The organism is Gilliamella apis, assembly GCF_030758615.1.
In the GTDB taxonomy this organism is placed as follows: domain Bacteria; phylum Pseudomonadota; class Gammaproteobacteria; order Enterobacterales; family Orbaceae; genus Gilliamella; species Gilliamella apis_A.
In genome coordinates, this window is sequence record NZ_CP132381.1 from 2,309,572 (window position 1) to 2,325,803 (window position 16,232).

The window sequence follows — 16,232 nt, forward strand, 5'->3', positions numbered from 1 at the left end:
CGAACATTTGGGGTTTTCTTTTATATTACATCTAATTTTATAGAAATAATAACATGTAATTTTCATTACATGTTTGTCATTCTATACATTAATCAGTAAAAGTCAATATTTTTAGATCTAATATCATAGGGATAATGTAATTATTTGATAATAATTTATTGCAAACTAATAAGAAAAACCGCCTATTCGGCGGTAATGATTAAGCGAAATATTAGACCTAATTTCATATTTCTAAACTACCTATACGGCAGTGCAGTTAAGTATAGAGTAATTATTCAAGCATTACTAGCATGCACTACTCAGCTGATTATTTTCTATAAAAATAGTTGAGGAAACACCTTTTTTTAAATATAAAATTTTTCTAAAAAATAATAAATAACCTCTTCTTTTAGCTTCTATCTTTATAAAAACCAAAATAGGGATGAAAGCACCAGCGTGTTTCGCTATTCACATTAATTGTACAAAATTCATTAGCTAGCCGATAATGATTTTTATCTGGAAAATATTCCGCTATTTGAGTAATCGCTTGCTCAACGGTATTGGTAAGCCATGGCTGTATCAATGGATTGGTAAATTGCCAATTATCATATTTAAAATTGTAATTTTGTGTATCCTCACACTGTTCGTTTGGCTTTTGCCAAGCGATTTCGGCATAACTAAATCGGTATTTACCGTTATCATCAAGTTGGCAAATATACTCATCTTGTGGTTGCTCTTGCAGCCTAAAAGGCGAGATTAACTGTAGATGAACACAATGGTGATGTGCCAAATCAGTTTGCCAATAACTGGTAACATAATTACTTTTACTAGCATTGATTGGAAACAAATTTGCCATAACCTTATGTTCTAATTCTGCTAGTGTTAAGCCTGCTTGCAAATCAGTCATAATACGAGGAACCGCATTAATATTCGCTAATTGTTCTGATGTTATCAGTTGCTCAGTCTTATGGGTTTTTAATAAAAATAATGGTTTTTGCTCAAATCCCGGTTTAGTAAAACAAGCGCTATTAACACCTAAATTGTTGCCATTCTTCATCGCTTCTAAATTACTGCCTAGAATCGCCACATTGGCACTTTCGGCCGTTTTTTCCGGTCTATGGCGCCAAACTCGTCCTACTAACTGAATAATTGAACGCATTGAAGATGGCTCAACAATTGCCCAATCATAATCATGATCACGTCCAACTTCAGTAACCGGTGTGCCGATGACAATAAATATGTGATGTTGTTTATCACTGTCTTTTATTGCTGCACGGATTTCAGGTTGTTGAAATAATTTATTAACATCACTACGGTTTAAAATTCTATCCAATTTTTCTTCTAATTGACTGCGCAATAGTAGCAGTTGTCTGGCATGATAAACCACCAGATGAAATTGAACATTTGCCGGTAACTCAGTTTGCTGGTAGATTTGCTTAGTGAGCGACATCACATCATCAATGTGCGCAAAGCGCATTAAACCGACACTAATTTTTTTGTTGGTTTGCGGATCTTGTTGATGATGCTGTAAATGAAAATGATAAGCTTGATCTAATAACTGTTGTGCCAATAGAGCATAGCCTAGTTCTGAATTTTCTTTTTTATTGAATGGGTAATTTAATAATTCTAAAATTTGTCCTCGACGACGAATTGTCCCTTGTTGCAACTTATCTATTCTTTTTTCGATAAACTTCGTATGATGATGTTTAAAATTAACCGTATCAGCTATTTGTTCGAATGACTGCTGATATTCATCAAACCATCCACAAATAATCCCCTGATTAGATCTTCCTGTATTCTGATTCCAAATTTTTCGACCGGCTTGATAAGCATCAAATAAACCACCAATAAGGTCTGGCGTTAAGGTGGCTGATGAGAGTAACACTTTACTGCCATAAAGCCCGGCTAAATAAACTAACCTTGCCAAAGCAGGTAAATCTCGCTGATCAAAATCATCCGGTTCATCTAAAATTAAATCAGCAGTAAGCAACCTTAAGGTAGGGGCAATATATTTGCCGCCTCTGAGACATTCGCTAGCTTGCATTAAGTGATCAACGGTACATGTCACAATCGGCGCATAGATCAACTGACGAGCCTTACTGTTTTCGATAATGGTACCAAGCTCACAGTCAGCAATACCACTCTCTGCCACATCAATATATTCATCGACTAATGATTCTATCGATTCACAACCAAGAGTTTCTTGATTTATCTCATTTTCATTTTTAGTAATTTTCGGCTGATTTTCTAACTCAAATAGGGTCTTTGTTGCTCGACCCCCAACCAAAATAGCCAAATGCTCATCAGTTAAATGCAATCTTTCTCGTAACGCTTTACCTGTTTGTAAAGTTAATACTCGTAATCCTAAAGCAATCGTAAATCGTACTCCACGCTGTGGATTTGATAATGCATACATAATTCGACCATTAGCTAAGGTTTTACCACAGCCAGTCGATGCCATATTGACGCCAAAAAAACCATTATCATCACTTAACTGTTGATAACTTTTAGCCAAATCAAAAGCATGGTTTTGCCATTGAAAGCGTTTAATGGTAGTGCGCTGCGTAAATGGTTTATGCTGATTAATTGCTGGTAATTCAGCGTTCATTTTAGGTAATAAGCGAGCAAAACGAGCGGTAAGATTAGCAACACCTAATAGATGATCATCCAATCGTTGATTGGCTTGCTGGCTTTTATTGGTATTGGCGATAAGAATATCTTCAACCTTTTGGGCTTCTTCGTCATTGATTGATATGCTGGAATAGTTATGGTCAGCAACCATAAGACTTAATCGTGATAGATGTAATAATAATGAATCAATATTGGTTAATTGCATTAAAGGTGGGTGATTAATTGCCTTGCTTGCATAGCGACTTAATTTTTTAAGCCAAGATTGGCTTAAGGTTATATCACTTTTAAGTTGCCAAAAATCGGCACTGTCTTCAATATTAAAATTTCTAACCCATTGTTCAACTGCTTTAAATGTTTTAAAAAAGCTTTTTATTGTGAGACCCGAAATATCGAAATCATCTTTTTGCTTATTTTGACAATCTTTATATCTAACTGGCATTAAAAAAGGCATGCGATGGTGTGACACAATTAACCAGCCAATCCATTGGGCTAATAATGGCAATTGAGAGAGATCGTTTTTTTCTGTCTTTGCTAGCTCTTTATACCAATCAGGTGTAATTTGTTGATGATCAGCAAAATTAGCTAAACGGGTTAAAACCTCTTGATTAGTATTACAATCACGAATCATCAATAAGAATAACTGTAATGAAATCCACTCATGGCGAAACGGATCACCTGCCAGTCGACTTTTACGTAATTTATCTTGAAAACCGACTGTCGCTTTGCCCAAATCATGCAATAGCGCAGCAATGGTTGCGATAAGTTGGATAGATGTGGCATATTGCCAACTATTTTCACTATCATTGCGTAATATATTGCGCTTAGTACGATTAGTTGGCACTCGGCCTTGTTGATTAAATTGGCTTTTATCACCAACAATCCAGAGTAGATCGGTTAGATTTTTTCCATGCGTCCAGTAACAAGCAACGGCAGTATTTTTTCGTGCTGTTTTACGTAATAATTTATACAGTGTCTGTAAACCATCGGCAGTCATCGGCGTTTGCCAAGTTCGTTCACCACAACGTTCAGCAAACTGATCGATAATACGACGAGTCTGAGTTAATGCATTTTTCTTGCATTGGCTAACCAGTAAAATATTCATGTTCTATCTGCTATCTGCTTCAATGTATCAATAATCATATCCAGCGCACCTAACTGAGCAAATTGAGAAATACATGCTTGTCGGAACTCTTTTTCGCTATCACCTTGTTTAGCTGATATAAAAGCTTGTGGTAACACTATGCCATCTTTAATAATATCAGCAGCATCAAATACTAGCCCCCCACGTCTGGTTTTGCCATGTAATATAGCCAGACCATGTGGTAAGCCTAATACCCAACAAGCTGTTGCTCCTAATCCATAAGCTAAATAATTACCATGATCTAGAAATTGATTAGCAGGATCATAATGCTTGCCGCGTGAGCCTTGCTGCCGTTTAAAATTATCATCTTGTAAAGTCAGTTGATTTGCCATGCCATAAAGGCGTTTGCTGATGCGCCCTTCAGCAGCTAACAATGCTTGACTCGTTGCCGCATCTTGAAATTGTTTTTCAGCATCGTTTAACAACGTAGTGAGTTGCTTATCGTCAATTTGCCAATCAAATTTCGGCCAACATTGCTGAATGATTTTGAGTCGCTGTTGTTGAAGAGTTTTCGCAGCTTGTAGGCGGAGATTATCGTCAAACCAGAATTGACACCAACTTTGCAGATATTCGGTTGCACGATATTCACTTTGCGGTGAAAAAAATTGGCAGGCAAATTCCGATTCTGTTGAGGAAAATAGAGGCGTTCCCCCTCCCCCACAAAAGCCAATCATAACTCCTGCTCGGGAAAGTTCACGCACTGCAGCTTGAGTTAATGAAGTGCCGGTACCAAGTAAAATACAGCTAGTATTAGCTATTGGAATGTTCCAATATAATGACTGCTGACCTTGATCGGTCACATATTCAACTCGACCACCATTGACTAAAACTCGACAATGCTCCAAATAATAGATATTAGCACGCTTAGAATGTAAAATCGTTTTAAGATCAGACGAATGAATCAAATCCATGATAATAAGTAAATAAACTCAAGTTCTAGATAGCAATAAATTAACATTGTTTTATTTATAAAACGAGTCTTTTAAATAATTATCTAAGAGATTTAATAAATGATTTTACCGCCTATACGGCATGAATCTCATAGTAAGTTATTTTCTTTTTAAGTTAATACTTAAATCATATAATAAACTGTTTAATTGAGGTTTTTGCTAATTATTATTGAATAGCTTAGATGATTTTTTAAATCTGAAGGTATTTTGGGATTAACTTATCAAGTACAAGTTTTTTATTTCTATTAAAAAAATTATATTGCTCTAAAAATTGATCTATTTACTAAAACCGACTTTTATTGCTAATTACATTACGAGACTTAGAAAAAATTTATTTGATTAATTTATCATTAATATGATTATCATTTTGAATAGAAGTATAAGTAAAGTTTCGCCATGAGAGACGGTTTCGCATGGCTCTTTGATAATTACCTGGTGTTACCCCAAAATTCCGCCGGAAAATAGCAATAAATCCACTAATATTGTCATAACCTAAATATAAAGATATTTCTGTAATTGGTTTTCCAGCAGCAAGCAATTCTAACGCTTTTAACATGCGCAGTTTCTGACGCCATTCGGTGAAATTAAATCCGGTTTCATTGGTAAATCGACGTGTTAATGAACGTCGGGAAATACCAGCCCAAACGCCCCATTCATTAATGTTTCTATCATCACTAGGATTATCAGACAAAGCTAAAGCGATTTTTAACAGACGCATATCTTTTGGCATTGGCAGTGCTAACTCAACTTGCGGGCTGGTTCTAATCTCGTCAAGTATCACGGCAATTAATCGCTTCTGTTCTGGTTGCAGTTCTGAATTATGCCATGACATGGTTCGGTTAATTGCTTCGCGCAATAAGTCAGATAATTCTAAAATGCATGGTTTGATAGGTAGTTTAGCACATGCATTTTTTTGTATATAGATACTCCATCCTTCAAATTGTCCATGCGTTCCAAGAAGACTATGTTGTACATTCGGGGGGATCCAGACTGCATGAGTTGCGGGCACTATCCATTGACTACTTTCTGCTTCAATTGAAATTAATCCCTGTAATGTACCAAGTAACTGTCCTCTCGAATGACCATGACGTTGTGTCACTCTTTGTGAAGAGTGGCTGGCTGTTGATATGATCATCGGTTCGCTATCAGAAGAAGCAAACTGTGGAGAAATGAGTGGAGTATTCATTTATATGGCCCCAATGGGATATTTTGTGGCTTAAATTGGCTAGTAAAACGCTATTCTACTGGCTATCCTAAAGTCTTCTCAATTAAGTTAAAGGTAACACGTTAGCAATAAATAGATAAGTTGTAAATCAACAAAATAATCGTTTTTTAGACAAATTAATTGGTAATTTTCAAATTTATTAATTGCTTAATAGTCTGGTTTTAATAAGGAAACAGATACATGAAAGAAAAACATAAAAATTATAAAGAAATTACATCATCAACATTCAATGGAATATATACACAAGGCGCAACTAAATATAATATGGAAAGGATTTAATATGAAACAATCGCTAGACCTGACCATTTCAGAAAGAAAGTTGGTATTTGCGATGACGCTATCTAGTATATTACCATTATTAGATAGCAGTATTGTTAATGTTATTTTACCCGCTATTTCGAATGACATTAATGCCTCTTATGCTTATATACAATGGGCGGTTACCATATATATGCTTGCTTGCGCAGCTGGTATATTACTATCACTTTATGTGCATAAAAATTTTGGGCTTAAGAAAGCATGGATCGGCTCAATTTTTGTTTTTCTTGCTGGTTCTATAATGGTTGGATTTTCATATAATCTGGTTTCTTTAATCTTGTTCAGATGCCTACAAGGTTTTGGTGCAGGAATATTAATACCTATCACTCAATCGATAATAGCAACTCATTTTGCTAAGCAAAGGCTAAAGCCGGTTATGGCATTGATTGCTATTCCGTCAGTCTTTGCCCCAGCACTAGGACCAATTTTTGGCGCAATCCTATCGGAACAATTAAATTGGAGAATTGCTTTTTTTATCAACATACCTTTGGCGCTTTTAGCTTTTTTCTTTGGTAGGACAACAATACCAGAGACTAAAACATCTAAATATAATATGAATATTTATGTATTTATGACATTTTTAATTGCTTTAATCCTATTTTTCATCTCAATTAAAAATATCACGACAGAACATTTTTTTGGTACTTCTAATATTATTATGCTGGTTTTCGCAATTGGTTTGATGATGGTTTCGCTTATTACTAATAATAAGTCAGACAATAAACTAATCGATTTAAGTGCATTTAATTGCTATCAATACTCTCTGGCAATAATTATGGGATTTCTGACATCACTTATCTTTTTCGGTTTCATGATTTTTTTTCCTTTAATACAAGCAATAAATGAAAATATATCCATTACTTATATTGGGATGCTACTTGCCCTACAAGGTGTAGGAGCTTGGTTGGCGAGAAAATTTATTTATAAATCTTTAAGAGAGATAAATTCATTTCTAATTATTGGTATAGGTTTAATAATATCAGCAATAAGTATATTAATAATTCAAGTAGGTGGAAACGCCTCTGAAATCATCGGTTTTACTGTTAGAGGCTCCGGATTAGGTGTTGCTACGATTGCTGTTCTCTCTTCTCCATTTGAGTTTTGTGAAAAAAATCAGATTAAGGATACAAGTGCTATCACTCGTGTGATACAGCAAATTGGAGGTGCATTTGGAAGCGTATTATCAGGAATATTAATCAACCTAACTCTAGATCAAATAATTTCAGTAAATTGCGCCTATCAGATAATGTTTTTTCTATCTCTTGTATTTGGTATTATTGCTGTTATTGCCTATATTTTCTCTTATCGAGTGAATACAAAAAGTTAGTATACAAAAAAACTGAACATGTGAGTTCAGTTTTTTAGCTTATTTAGCAATACCACTAAGCCACCTATACGGCGTTGAACATCATCTGTTAATTCTGGTGCTAACATGAATGTTTCTAAACCACCTATACGGCGTTGAACACTTGATGGCTAGTCGGTCTCTCTCGAGGCTATTTCTAAACCACCTATACGGCGTTGAACTTAATGAAGGGTTAACTGATTTTACTAAAAGATTTCTAAACCACCTATACGGCGTTGAACGTACTTTGCAGTTTATGGGTGCCCCTCGTACTTTTCTAAACCACCTATACGGCGTTGAACAAATCAGTAACTGGCATATTTCGAAATGAGCCTTTCTAAACCACCTATACGGCGTTGAACTTGATCCGAATCGTGTAATTTTGAGTTGTCAATTTCTAAACCACCTATACGGCGTTGAACTTATTTTCGCTGACACAGACAGCAATTTGACTTTTCTAAACCACCTATACGGCGTTGAACATTTAATTTGCGGGTATAATCACAACTTAACTTTTCTAAACCACCTATACGGCGTTGAACTAGAAACCAATATAATATAATCATTGTTCAAATAAAGGTAAATGATAATTTTGATATTAAAAACCCTTTTTTTGCGGTTAATTTCAACTATCTGATTTTTATCAGATTAATTTTGATGTAAAAAAAAGGGTTTATCATTGATTTAAAATATAGACTTTGGGAAATGCAAAAACCCCGTTCCTCAAAATTTTGAGGAACGGGGTTTTTAATTGGCTAATGTATTCTTGGTTGTTAGCTTATTGATTGTACTAAAACTGATTCTAAATTTTATTAGCGATGATTAAAAGAAGTTTTCATAGATTAATTTGACACTCATAATGGTTGAAACGGTAATTAACATTGGTCTTATTAATTTTCGTCCTTTAGCTATAACCATTTTTGCACCTAATCTTGCGCCAATAAATTGGCCAACTAACATAACTAAACCAATTGACCATACCACTTCACCGCCAGCAATAAAGAAGATTAATCCTGCTAAATTAGAGGTAAAATTGAGTACTTTGGTATGAGCGGTTGCTTTAGTTAAATTGAATCCAGCCAGAGTAATATATGCGAGTGCATAGAATGATCCTGCACCGGGCCCAAAAAAACCATCATAAAAGCCAATAATCAACGCAGGAATCAAAGCAAACTGTAAAACCGAAAGCCGACTATTACGATCACTATCTCCGATTGTTGGTGATAGTAGAAAATAAAGTCCTACGCTAATGGTTAATATTGGTAACAATAATTTTAAGAAATCCGCTTGTATATGCATGACTGATAATGTACCAAGAGCGGACCCAATGAATGCACAAGCAATCGCCCATTTTTGCTGTTTTAAATCAACCATACGCTGGCGAATAAAATAGAAACTAGCAGAAAACGAACCGCCACAACTTTGTAATTTATTAGTGGCTAACGCACTAGCTGGTGGTAATCCTACAGCAAGTAGTGCTGGTACTGTTAATAGTCCACCGCCACCAGCAATTGAATCAATAAAGCCTGCTAACGTCGCAATTAAAAAAAGTAAAACCAGTAATTCGTAACTCATGATTATTTTACTTCACTACATTGGGCCCGATAGCGAAGATAATGATCCATTAATACGATCGCGACCATTGCTTCAGCAATAGGCACTGCTCGAATACCGACACAAGGATCATGTCTACCATGGGTTGAAACTTCAACACTTTCTCCATTAATATTAATTGATTGTCCAGCAATCTCAATACTTGGAGTTGGTTTTAATGCTATGCTGCTAATGATAGTTTGTCCCGAGCTAATTCCCCCCAAAATACCACCAGCATGATTTGATAAAAATCCTTGCGGGGTTATTTCGTCACGATTTTCACTACCACGTTTATTAACCGCAGCAAAACCATCACCAATTTCAACCCCTTTTACTGCATTAATGCTCATTAATGCATGGGCAAGATCAGCATCTAATTTATCAAAGACTGGCTCTCCTAAACCGACCGGAACATTTTCTGCCACAATGCAGACTTTAGCGCCAACTGAATCGCCATCTTTTTTAAGCTGCCTTAATAGTTGATCAAGTGCTTCTAGTTTACTTTCATCTGGGCAGAAAAAAGGATTTTGATCGACCTGTTGCCAATCATTTAATTGACACTGGATATCACCCATTTGAGCTAAATAACCACGAATGGTAATACCTAACTTTTCATGTAAATATTTTTTGGCAATAGCACCTGCCGCAACACGCATGGCTGTTTCACGTGCCGATGACCGACCACCACCACGGTAATCCCGAATACCATATTTTTTTTGGTAGGTATAATCGGCATGGCTCGGTCTAAAAATATCTTTTATTTTGCTGTAATCTTGTGAACGTTGGTCGGTGTTTTCAATTAATAATCCAATACTTGTACCTGTAGTCACACCTTCAAATACCCCGGATAGGATTTTTACTTGATCAGCTTCTCGACGTTGCGTAGTATAACGAGATGAACCAGGACGGCGGCGATCAAGATCGTGTTGCATATCGGATTCGCTTAAATTCATTCCGGGTGGTACGCCATCAACAATACAACCTAATGCAGTACCATGTGATTCACCAAAGGTAGTGACTTTAAATAATTTACCAATTGAATTTCCAGCCATAGTTCTTATTCCAATTTTTTATTTTATAGTTAATTTATTTAAAATAGTGCTGATAAGTCTTCAAGTCAGCCTGCGTGATTGCAAATACGCCGAATCCACCTTGCTCAAAACTGATCCAATTAAAGGGTACATCTGGATATTGTTCTTGTAAAGACACCCAGCTATTACCAACTTCACAGACTAATACACCATCCGGTGTTAGATAGTCACAAGCATCGTGTAAAATTCTTTTTGCTAAGTCTAATCCATCAAATCCTGCTTCGAGTGCTAATTTTGGCTCATATAAAAACTCGTCAGGAAGATCACTCATATCTTCATCATCGACGTAAGGAGGATTAGTCACAATTAGGTCATATTTTTTATTCTCTAATTGATTAAATAGATCTGATAAAATTGGTGTAACTTGATATTGCATATCATGCAATTCAATATTAGTTTGAGCGACATCTAATGCTTCTAATGAAATATCGGTAATATCAACTTGAGCATCAGGAAATGCATAAGCACAAGCAATACCAATACACCCACTACCAGTACAGAGATCTAAAATATTTTTTGGTTCACTACTGATTATATCTTTAAACTGATTATTAATCAGTTCACCAATAGGAGAACGTGGAATTAAGACCCGTTCATCAACGTAAAAACTATGACCACAGAACCACGCTTGATTAGTTAGGTAAGGTGTTGGTAAGCGATCATTAATACGTTTGTTGATGATCTCATTTAGTTGTTGTTTTTCATCATTAGTCAGATTTGCAGCATAAAATTCTGGAGGAATAAATAGTGATAAGCCTAGCGTAGCTAAGATAAGTTGTTTAGCTTCATCGATAGGGTTATCGGTGCCATGGCCTAAAAAGATATCCGATTGACTAAGTTGCGAAGTGGTCCAGCGTATATAATCCTGAACAGTGCGTAAGTTTTCCATAGTAACTCCGAAAGATCGTGGAGAGGAAGAGATTAATCGTCACGTCAGGTCATTAAAGCTGAGGTAAATGCCAAGACCATATTAATAGATTTTATTGGCAATGCTAAAGAACCTAATGGCTCTTTCCTTCGATGACTAAATAAATATTTATGGCGGTGAGGAAGGGATTCGAACCCTTGATACGTTGCCGTATACACACTTTCCAGGCGTGCTCCTTCAACCACTCGGACACCTCACCTTAATTTAGCCCTGCTTTTTGAAAGCAGGGTGCATACTATAATTATCTGCAAACAATTAATCAAGTGTTAATTCATGCAAACGATGGTTCCAAATACAGCAAAAACAGCTAAAACAAGAACCGTTGCGATTAAAGCATATTTTAAATTGATACTCATAATACTTATTCCTTACTTTTTGTTTATCACTATTCAATTGGTTTATCTAAAGAAAGAAATCCACCTCTAATTTTACTAGCTTCAATGCTAGGATAATTTGGTATTAAATCAAGTAGGATTTCGACCGCCTCATCTAAAAATGCATCTGGTTGTTTATAATCTTTAGGCAAATCTTTTAATTTGGTAATTTGTGCTAACCCAGCACGATTTAAACGTTCATTCATTCTTTTTAAATCACGATCATCGTTAGCTTTTTGTTCTGTTTCTCGTTCATTTTTATTCAAAGAAACCAAATATTCATTATCTTTTTTATCATTAAATCGCTTAATATCCTCTTCAATATAATTAAATTCAGGATTATTAGCTATACGAGCTTGATGCTGAGATTTTAAGTTAGCTAGCAATGGTTTAATATTAGCAACAGTGAGATAATCAGCGGATGGAATTTTATCCCACGGCATAGCATTATCTAAGAAGCGTTCTCCAGTTTCATCAACATATTGACTTTTCGTCATCTCGATATCAGGTACGACACCTTTTAACTGAGTACTTCCACCGTTAATACGGTAAAATTTTTGTACCGTGTATTGCGCACCACCAAGTTCTGGCCATTTAGGATGCAATCTGGCATCTACTGGGTATGAAATATTACGAGAAGTTTGTACTGTACCTTTACCATAGGTAGTTTCACCAACAATAACAGCTCGACCATAATCTTGCATCGCTGCTGAAAAAATTTCTGATGCTGATGCACTATAACGATTAATCATGACAACAATTGGGCCAGCATATTCAATACCTTTATTTTTATCATTGTAAGTGGTGATCTTCTGTAAATTATCACGTACTTGTACAACTGGACCACTATCGATAAATAATCCTGTTAATTCAATTACTTCAGCTAATGAACCACCGCCGTTATCACGTAAATCGATAACCAAACCTTGTAATTTTGCGCTATTGGCTTCTATAATTAAAGATTCAACTTTTTTGGTTAAACCAATATAAAAACTCGGTATTTCAATCACACCGATTTTTCCACGGCTATTATCGATAGTTTTTAATTTAGCTTCACGATCTTCAAAATGAATTTTATCACGAGTGATTTCAATGACTTTCGGTTTACTGTTATTACCAACGGGTAAAATTTCTAATTTAACTACGGTATTTTTAGGTCCACGTATTTTGTCAACAATATCATCTAAACGCCAACCGATGACATCTTCAATTGCAGAATTACTTTGTCCTACCCCAATAATCCTGTCGCCGACTGATAATAATTTACTTTTCTCGGCTGGGCCTCCAGTCACAAAAGACATAATCACAGTATAATCATCTTGTTGACTAAGCGTTGCCCCAATACCTTCAAAAGAAAGACTCATCTCTGAATCAAAATCACGTTTTTTACGTGGCGCTAAATAACTAGTATGAGGATCAATTTCTCGCGCAAAGGCATTCATAAATACTTGGAAACAATCTTCATTATTGGATTGGACAATGGTTTTTAATACTCGTTGATAACGTTTGGTTAGAACTTCACGAATTTGGCCTTCATTTTTACCAGTTAAAGATAAATTTAACTCATCATATTTAACCCGTTTATCCCAATATTCATCAAGCTCTTTTTCAGAGGTTGGCCACGCCATATCTTCACGCTTGAAATTTATTTGGTCTTTAGTATTAAAGTCCATCGGACGCTGTAAGACCTCAAGCGCATATTGGTAACGATTATAACGTTTTTGCAAGAAAAGATTGTAAATATCGTATGCAGTTTTTAAATCGCCATCCATGAGTTCTTGCCCCAATTGTTCCTGGCGATTACGAAATTTATTTACATCATCTTGAAGAAAGATGGTCTTATTACCATCTAACAATTTGAAATAACGATCGAAAATTTTAGCAGAAAAAGCACCATCTAACGAAAAGTCACGGTAATGTGATTGCGTAAAAAAATTGGTCACGCGTTTGGCAACCACTTGATGTACTTCGTCTTGCTTTAAAACAGGAATTTGTTCTGTTGCCGACGTTTTAGCCTGAGCGGCAGTACTAATTATGCATAAAATGAGACCGAATTTAACAAAACTTTTCAGTAGCTTATTCATATAAATTCTCTATCTGTTAATAATATGCTCAGGTTTGACCATTAATTCCATTCCAGCGCCTACTTTAACTTTGATATGTTCCTTTTCAATTGTGATGATTTGTCCTTTTATTGGTTTATTACCAACATTAACTTTGACAAAATCACCTAATTTCAAAGCTCGTGGCTTTCTAGCCGGTTTTGGGGCCGCTTTACGTTTTTGTTTTGCTCGTTCTTTAGCTTGTTCTTTGCTTTCTTTCAATTGCTGTTGAGCATGTTCCTCTTGTTCTTTGGTGATAACTTCAGTTGGGTTACCATCTAAATCAACTCGATGTGTGCCTTCTTTTATACTATATAGATAACGCCACCCCATTGTGTAACCTCTTAATGCAACACGGAGTTTCGTTTTACTTAGTACTTCACTATTTTCAAGACGAGAAAGAATATCTTGAAAGATGCCAATTTTTAAAGGTTTGGCTTCCCCTTCAATTGTAAAACAATTCGGAAACTGTTGAGCTAAATAAATAATAATCTCTTTACTATTCGTTAATTGAAACTGATTTTCCATTGGTTATTCCATAGTAGCAACTAAAATTTTCTGACGTTAAAGTATATATCAGCTTATACAATAACACTAATTATCTTTTTTATGTTTATTAATAAAGGTAATGAAATCTTTAATACCATTACGCATTAGCCATGAACTGACAATTGTTCGTTCTTCAGTAGATAACTGCTCAAATGCAGTTATCCAAAGTTGTAGTGGATCAATCGGCGAAACCACATAAGTCGCACTTTCTTCTTCAAGACATAAAGCTTTTTTCACATCTATCGATAAACTACTTATATGATATTCAAGTGCTTTACCACGAACACCAGATCGTTTTCGAGAAGTCCACTTTTCAGCTCTTGCTTTACGGTTAATCCCTTGTGTTGTTGAAGGCATTCCAGCAATGCTTAACAATTCTTTGGGAGAAAACCATTCTTTCATTTTAATTACCCTACTTTTAAGAAACAAGAAAAAAGTTATAGAAATTAAAGAAACTTTGTTACAATAATAAGAAACAACTTATTAATGATGTTAAAAGTTAAATTATAAACTTACTGGTTTTGATAACATGAAAGCATAACATAGATATTTAATGTTATAAACTAAGAAGGAAGAAAAAATGGAAATAAAATCTAACGACTGGCACAAAGCAGATATAATTGCAGCATTAAAAAAGAAAGGCACAACTCTAGCAGAACTATCTCGCAAATCAGGTTTAAGTTCATCAACATTAAGCAATGCATTGGTGAGACCATGGACCAAAGGAGAAACGATTATAGCCAAAGCACTTAATTTGAAACCTTCGCAAATTTGGCCTAGTCGTTATATTAATTCCATGACAAAACAACCAATTAAACGAGTATTAAGAAAAAAACGAGACGATACCGCATAAAACAATAAATAGATATAAATATCTTATCCATTTTAAAAACAATTGGAAACATCAAGAAACATTATATGTTTCCATATATTCATTTTATCTTTTTATGTTAATAATTGCTGTTAATTGCTATTGTTGAAATCTTTGATTTCGTCATTTTCTACAACTGTAAAGCTATGTTATGATTAGCTATCTTTTGTTAAAAATCATAATTAATAGGCAATAACCCATGAAAAACCTTAGTAAAATCTTGATCGTTCTTTTTTCAATATTGGCATTAGCAGCATGTTCACAAAAAAATTATTATGAACAAGGTACTCCTCTTAATCACGAAAAGGTGAATAAAATAGTGGAAGGATCAACTACTGAAGCACAGCTTTTACATATATTTGGTGAACCAACAGCTAAAACAGTTATCAATAGTAATGAAACTAAATGGACTTATAAATATCTGAAAAAAAGTTCAACTAGTCACGTTTTATTAGGTGAAACCAATTACAATATTCTTGAAGGTACATTAGAAGTTATTGTTAACCAAGGTGTGGTGACTTGGTTTAACTATGATCAAAATAATAAACAGAAAAAATGGTAATTCTCATTACGTATTAAGTAAGGCACATCACATTGATGTGCTTTTTGCTTTATTTTCTCTGACTACACGGCTTATTCAGCAAACACTAATTTAATTATGCTTAAATTAATACTTTTGCACAGATTGCAGCCATAATACTTATTCTGTTCTGGACAAAAATAACGATTAGGTTATACTCTTTGCCGAAATTAACCAGACAATCGCTGCTTTGTTGTAGTCCTTTGCAAAAGGGAGACAAACAGAGGGGAGGAAAGTCCGGGCTCCATAGGGCAGAGTGCCAGGTAACGCCTGGGGAGTTTTGGCGAGAGCTAAAATTCACGACTAGTGCAACAGAGAGTATACCGCCGATGGCTTAGTAATAAGATCAGGTAAGGGTGAAAGGGTGCGGTAAGAGCGCACCGCGCAACTGGTAACAGTTGTGGCACGGTAAACTCCACTCGGAGCAAGGTCAAATAGGGATTCATTGGCGCGGCCCGCGTTGAATCCGGGTAGACTGCTTGAGCTAATGCGTGAGTATTAGCCTAGAGGAATGATTGTCCACGACAGAACCCGGCTTATCGGTTAATTTCGCTC

General features: G+C 35.4%; 13 protein-coding genes, 1 tRNA gene, 1 other RNA gene and 1 CRISPR repeat array. Of the genes, 4 read left to right on the forward strand and 11 right to left on the reverse strand.

Features of this window, described 5'->3' with window-relative positions; all coding sequences use genetic code 11:
* Nucleotides 1-388: 388 nt before the first annotated feature.
* The 3 genes from cas3f to RAM17_RS10660 all read right to left on the reverse strand — a co-directional run bounded on the left by cas3f (nucleotide 389) and on the right by RAM17_RS10660 (nucleotide 5,887).
* The gene (cas3f, locus tag RAM17_RS10650; protein WP_110447303.1) at nucleotides 389-3,712 is read right to left on the reverse strand and encodes a type I-F CRISPR-associated helicase Cas3f; all 3,324 of its coding nucleotides are present in this window, start codon (nucleotides 3,710-3,712) and stop codon (nucleotides 389-391) included.
* Complete coding sequence (gene cas1f, locus RAM17_RS10655; protein WP_110447302.1) at nucleotides 3,709-4,662, reverse strand: type I-F CRISPR-associated endonuclease Cas1f; 954 nt, start codon at nucleotides 4,660-4,662, stop codon at nucleotides 3,709-3,711. Before cas1f ends, cas3f begins: the two co-directional genes overlap by 4 nt.
* Before the next feature lie 370 nt (nucleotides 4,663-5,032).
* A complete protein-coding gene (locus tag RAM17_RS10660) occupies nucleotides 5,033-5,887 on the reverse strand; it encodes an AraC family transcriptional regulator (RefSeq protein ID WP_110447301.1) in 855 nt (284 codons plus the stop codon).
* Nucleotides 5,888-6,206: 319 nt separating this feature from the next.
* Here RAM17_RS10660 and RAM17_RS10665 point away from each other — a divergent pair, with 319 nt between their 5' ends.
* Complete coding sequence (locus RAM17_RS10665; RefSeq protein WP_181414625.1) at nucleotides 6,207-7,571, forward strand: MFS transporter; 1,365 nt, start codon at nucleotides 6,207-6,209, stop codon at nucleotides 7,569-7,571.
* A gap of 52 nt (nucleotides 7,572-7,623) precedes the next feature.
* Nucleotides 7,624-8,131: direct repeats of the CRISPR family, unit length 28 nt; unit sequence TTTCTAAACCACCTATACGGCGTTGAAC.
* 280 nt (nucleotides 8,132-8,411) lie between these two features.
* Here RAM17_RS10665 and RAM17_RS10670 read toward each other — a convergent pair.
* The 8 genes from RAM17_RS10670 to RAM17_RS10700 all read right to left on the reverse strand — a co-directional run bounded on the left by RAM17_RS10670 (nucleotide 8,412) and on the right by RAM17_RS10700 (nucleotide 14,628).
* Nucleotides 8,412-9,164, reverse strand: coding sequence for a TSUP family transporter (locus RAM17_RS10670; protein WP_110447299.1), 753 nt, complete (start codon nucleotides 9,162-9,164; stop codon nucleotides 8,412-8,414).
* A 2-nt stretch (nucleotides 9,165-9,166) separates the two neighbouring features.
* Complete coding sequence (gene aroC / locus RAM17_RS10675; protein ID WP_110447298.1) at nucleotides 9,167-10,234, reverse strand: chorismate synthase; 1,068 nt, start codon at nucleotides 10,232-10,234, stop codon at nucleotides 9,167-9,169.
* Nucleotides 10,235-10,268: 34 nt separating this feature from the next.
* Nucleotides 10,269-11,162, reverse strand: coding sequence for a 50S ribosomal protein L3 N(5)-glutamine methyltransferase (prmB, locus tag RAM17_RS10680; RefSeq protein ID WP_110447297.1), 894 nt, complete (start codon nucleotides 11,160-11,162; stop codon nucleotides 10,269-10,271).
* Nucleotides 11,163-11,312: 150 nt separating this feature from the next.
* Nucleotides 11,313-11,400, reverse strand: a tRNA-Ser gene (locus tag RAM17_RS10685).
* 67 nt (nucleotides 11,401-11,467) lie between these two features.
* Entirely contained in the window at nucleotides 11,468-11,557 is a 90-nt protein-coding gene (gene cydH / locus RAM17_RS12625; RefSeq protein ID WP_110447296.1) for a cytochrome bd-I oxidase subunit CydH, read from the reverse strand.
* 29 nt (nucleotides 11,558-11,586) lie between these two features.
* On the reverse strand, nucleotides 11,587-13,659 hold the full coding sequence (gene prc, locus RAM17_RS10690) for a carboxy terminal-processing peptidase (protein WP_110447295.1): 2,073 nt from the start codon (nucleotides 13,657-13,659) through the stop codon (nucleotides 11,587-11,589).
* 9 nt (nucleotides 13,660-13,668) lie between these two features.
* Nucleotides 13,669-14,205, reverse strand: coding sequence for an RNA chaperone ProQ (gene proQ, locus RAM17_RS10695; protein WP_110447294.1), 537 nt, complete (start codon nucleotides 14,203-14,205; stop codon nucleotides 13,669-13,671).
* Between the two features lie 66 nt (nucleotides 14,206-14,271).
* Nucleotides 14,272-14,628, reverse strand: coding sequence for a DNA-binding protein (locus tag RAM17_RS10700; protein ID WP_110447293.1), 357 nt, complete (start codon nucleotides 14,626-14,628; stop codon nucleotides 14,272-14,274).
* A 178-nt stretch (nucleotides 14,629-14,806) separates the two neighbouring features.
* On the opposite strand from RAM17_RS10700, the gene RAM17_RS10705 reads away from it, so the two are divergent.
* From RAM17_RS10705 to rnpB, 3 genes are all read left to right on the forward strand, one after another.
* On the forward strand, nucleotides 14,807-15,079 hold the full coding sequence (locus tag RAM17_RS10705; RefSeq protein WP_110447292.1) for a helix-turn-helix domain-containing protein: 273 nt from the start codon (nucleotides 14,807-14,809) through the stop codon (nucleotides 15,077-15,079).
* A gap of 217 nt (nucleotides 15,080-15,296) precedes the next feature.
* The gene (gene bamE / locus RAM17_RS10710; RefSeq protein WP_110447291.1) at nucleotides 15,297-15,659 is read left to right on the forward strand and encodes an outer membrane protein assembly factor BamE domain-containing protein; all 363 of its coding nucleotides are present in this window, start codon (nucleotides 15,297-15,299) and stop codon (nucleotides 15,657-15,659) included.
* 184 nt (nucleotides 15,660-15,843) lie between these two features.
* Nucleotides 15,844-16,232: RNase P RNA component class A (gene rnpB, locus RAM17_RS10715), an RNA gene on the forward strand.

Excerpts from the sequence above, each read along its gene's own strand:
- cas3f (WP_110447303.1), bottom strand. The coding sequence starts at position 3,712 with ATGAATATTTTACTGGTTAGCCAATGCAAGAAAAATGCATTAACTCAG.
- cas1f (WP_110447302.1), bottom strand. The coding sequence starts at position 4,662 with ATGGATTTGATTCATTCGTCTGATCTTAAAACGATTTTACATTCTAAG.
- RAM17_RS10660 (WP_110447301.1), bottom strand. The coding sequence starts at position 5,887 with ATGAATACTCCACTCATTTCTCCACAGTTTGCTTCTTCTGATAGCGAA.
- RAM17_RS10665 (WP_181414625.1), top strand. The coding sequence starts at position 6,207 with ATGAAACAATCGCTAGACCTGACCATTTCAGAAAGAAAGTTGGTATTT.
- RAM17_RS10670 (WP_110447299.1), bottom strand. The coding sequence starts at position 9,164 with ATGAGTTACGAATTACTGGTTTTACTTTTTTTAATTGCGACGTTAGCA.
- aroC (WP_110447298.1), bottom strand. The coding sequence starts at position 10,234 with ATGGCTGGAAATTCAATTGGTAAATTATTTAAAGTCACTACCTTTGGT.
- prmB (WP_110447297.1), bottom strand. The coding sequence starts at position 11,162 with ATGGAAAACTTACGCACTGTTCAGGATTATATACGCTGGACCACTTCG.
- cydH (WP_110447296.1), bottom strand. The coding sequence starts at position 11,557 with ATGAGTATCAATTTAAAATATGCTTTAATCGCAACGGTTCTTGTTTTA.
- prc (WP_110447295.1), bottom strand. The coding sequence starts at position 13,659 with ATGAATAAGCTACTGAAAAGTTTTGTTAAATTCGGTCTCATTTTATGC.
- proQ (WP_110447294.1), bottom strand. The coding sequence starts at position 14,205 with ATGGAAAATCAGTTTCAATTAACGAATAGTAAAGAGATTATTATTTAT.
- RAM17_RS10700 (WP_110447293.1), bottom strand. The coding sequence starts at position 14,628 with ATGAAAGAATGGTTTTCTCCCAAAGAATTGTTAAGCATTGCTGGAATG.
- RAM17_RS10705 (WP_110447292.1), top strand. The coding sequence starts at position 14,807 with ATGGAAATAAAATCTAACGACTGGCACAAAGCAGATATAATTGCAGCA.
- bamE (WP_110447291.1), top strand. The coding sequence starts at position 15,297 with ATGAAAAACCTTAGTAAAATCTTGATCGTTCTTTTTTCAATATTGGCA.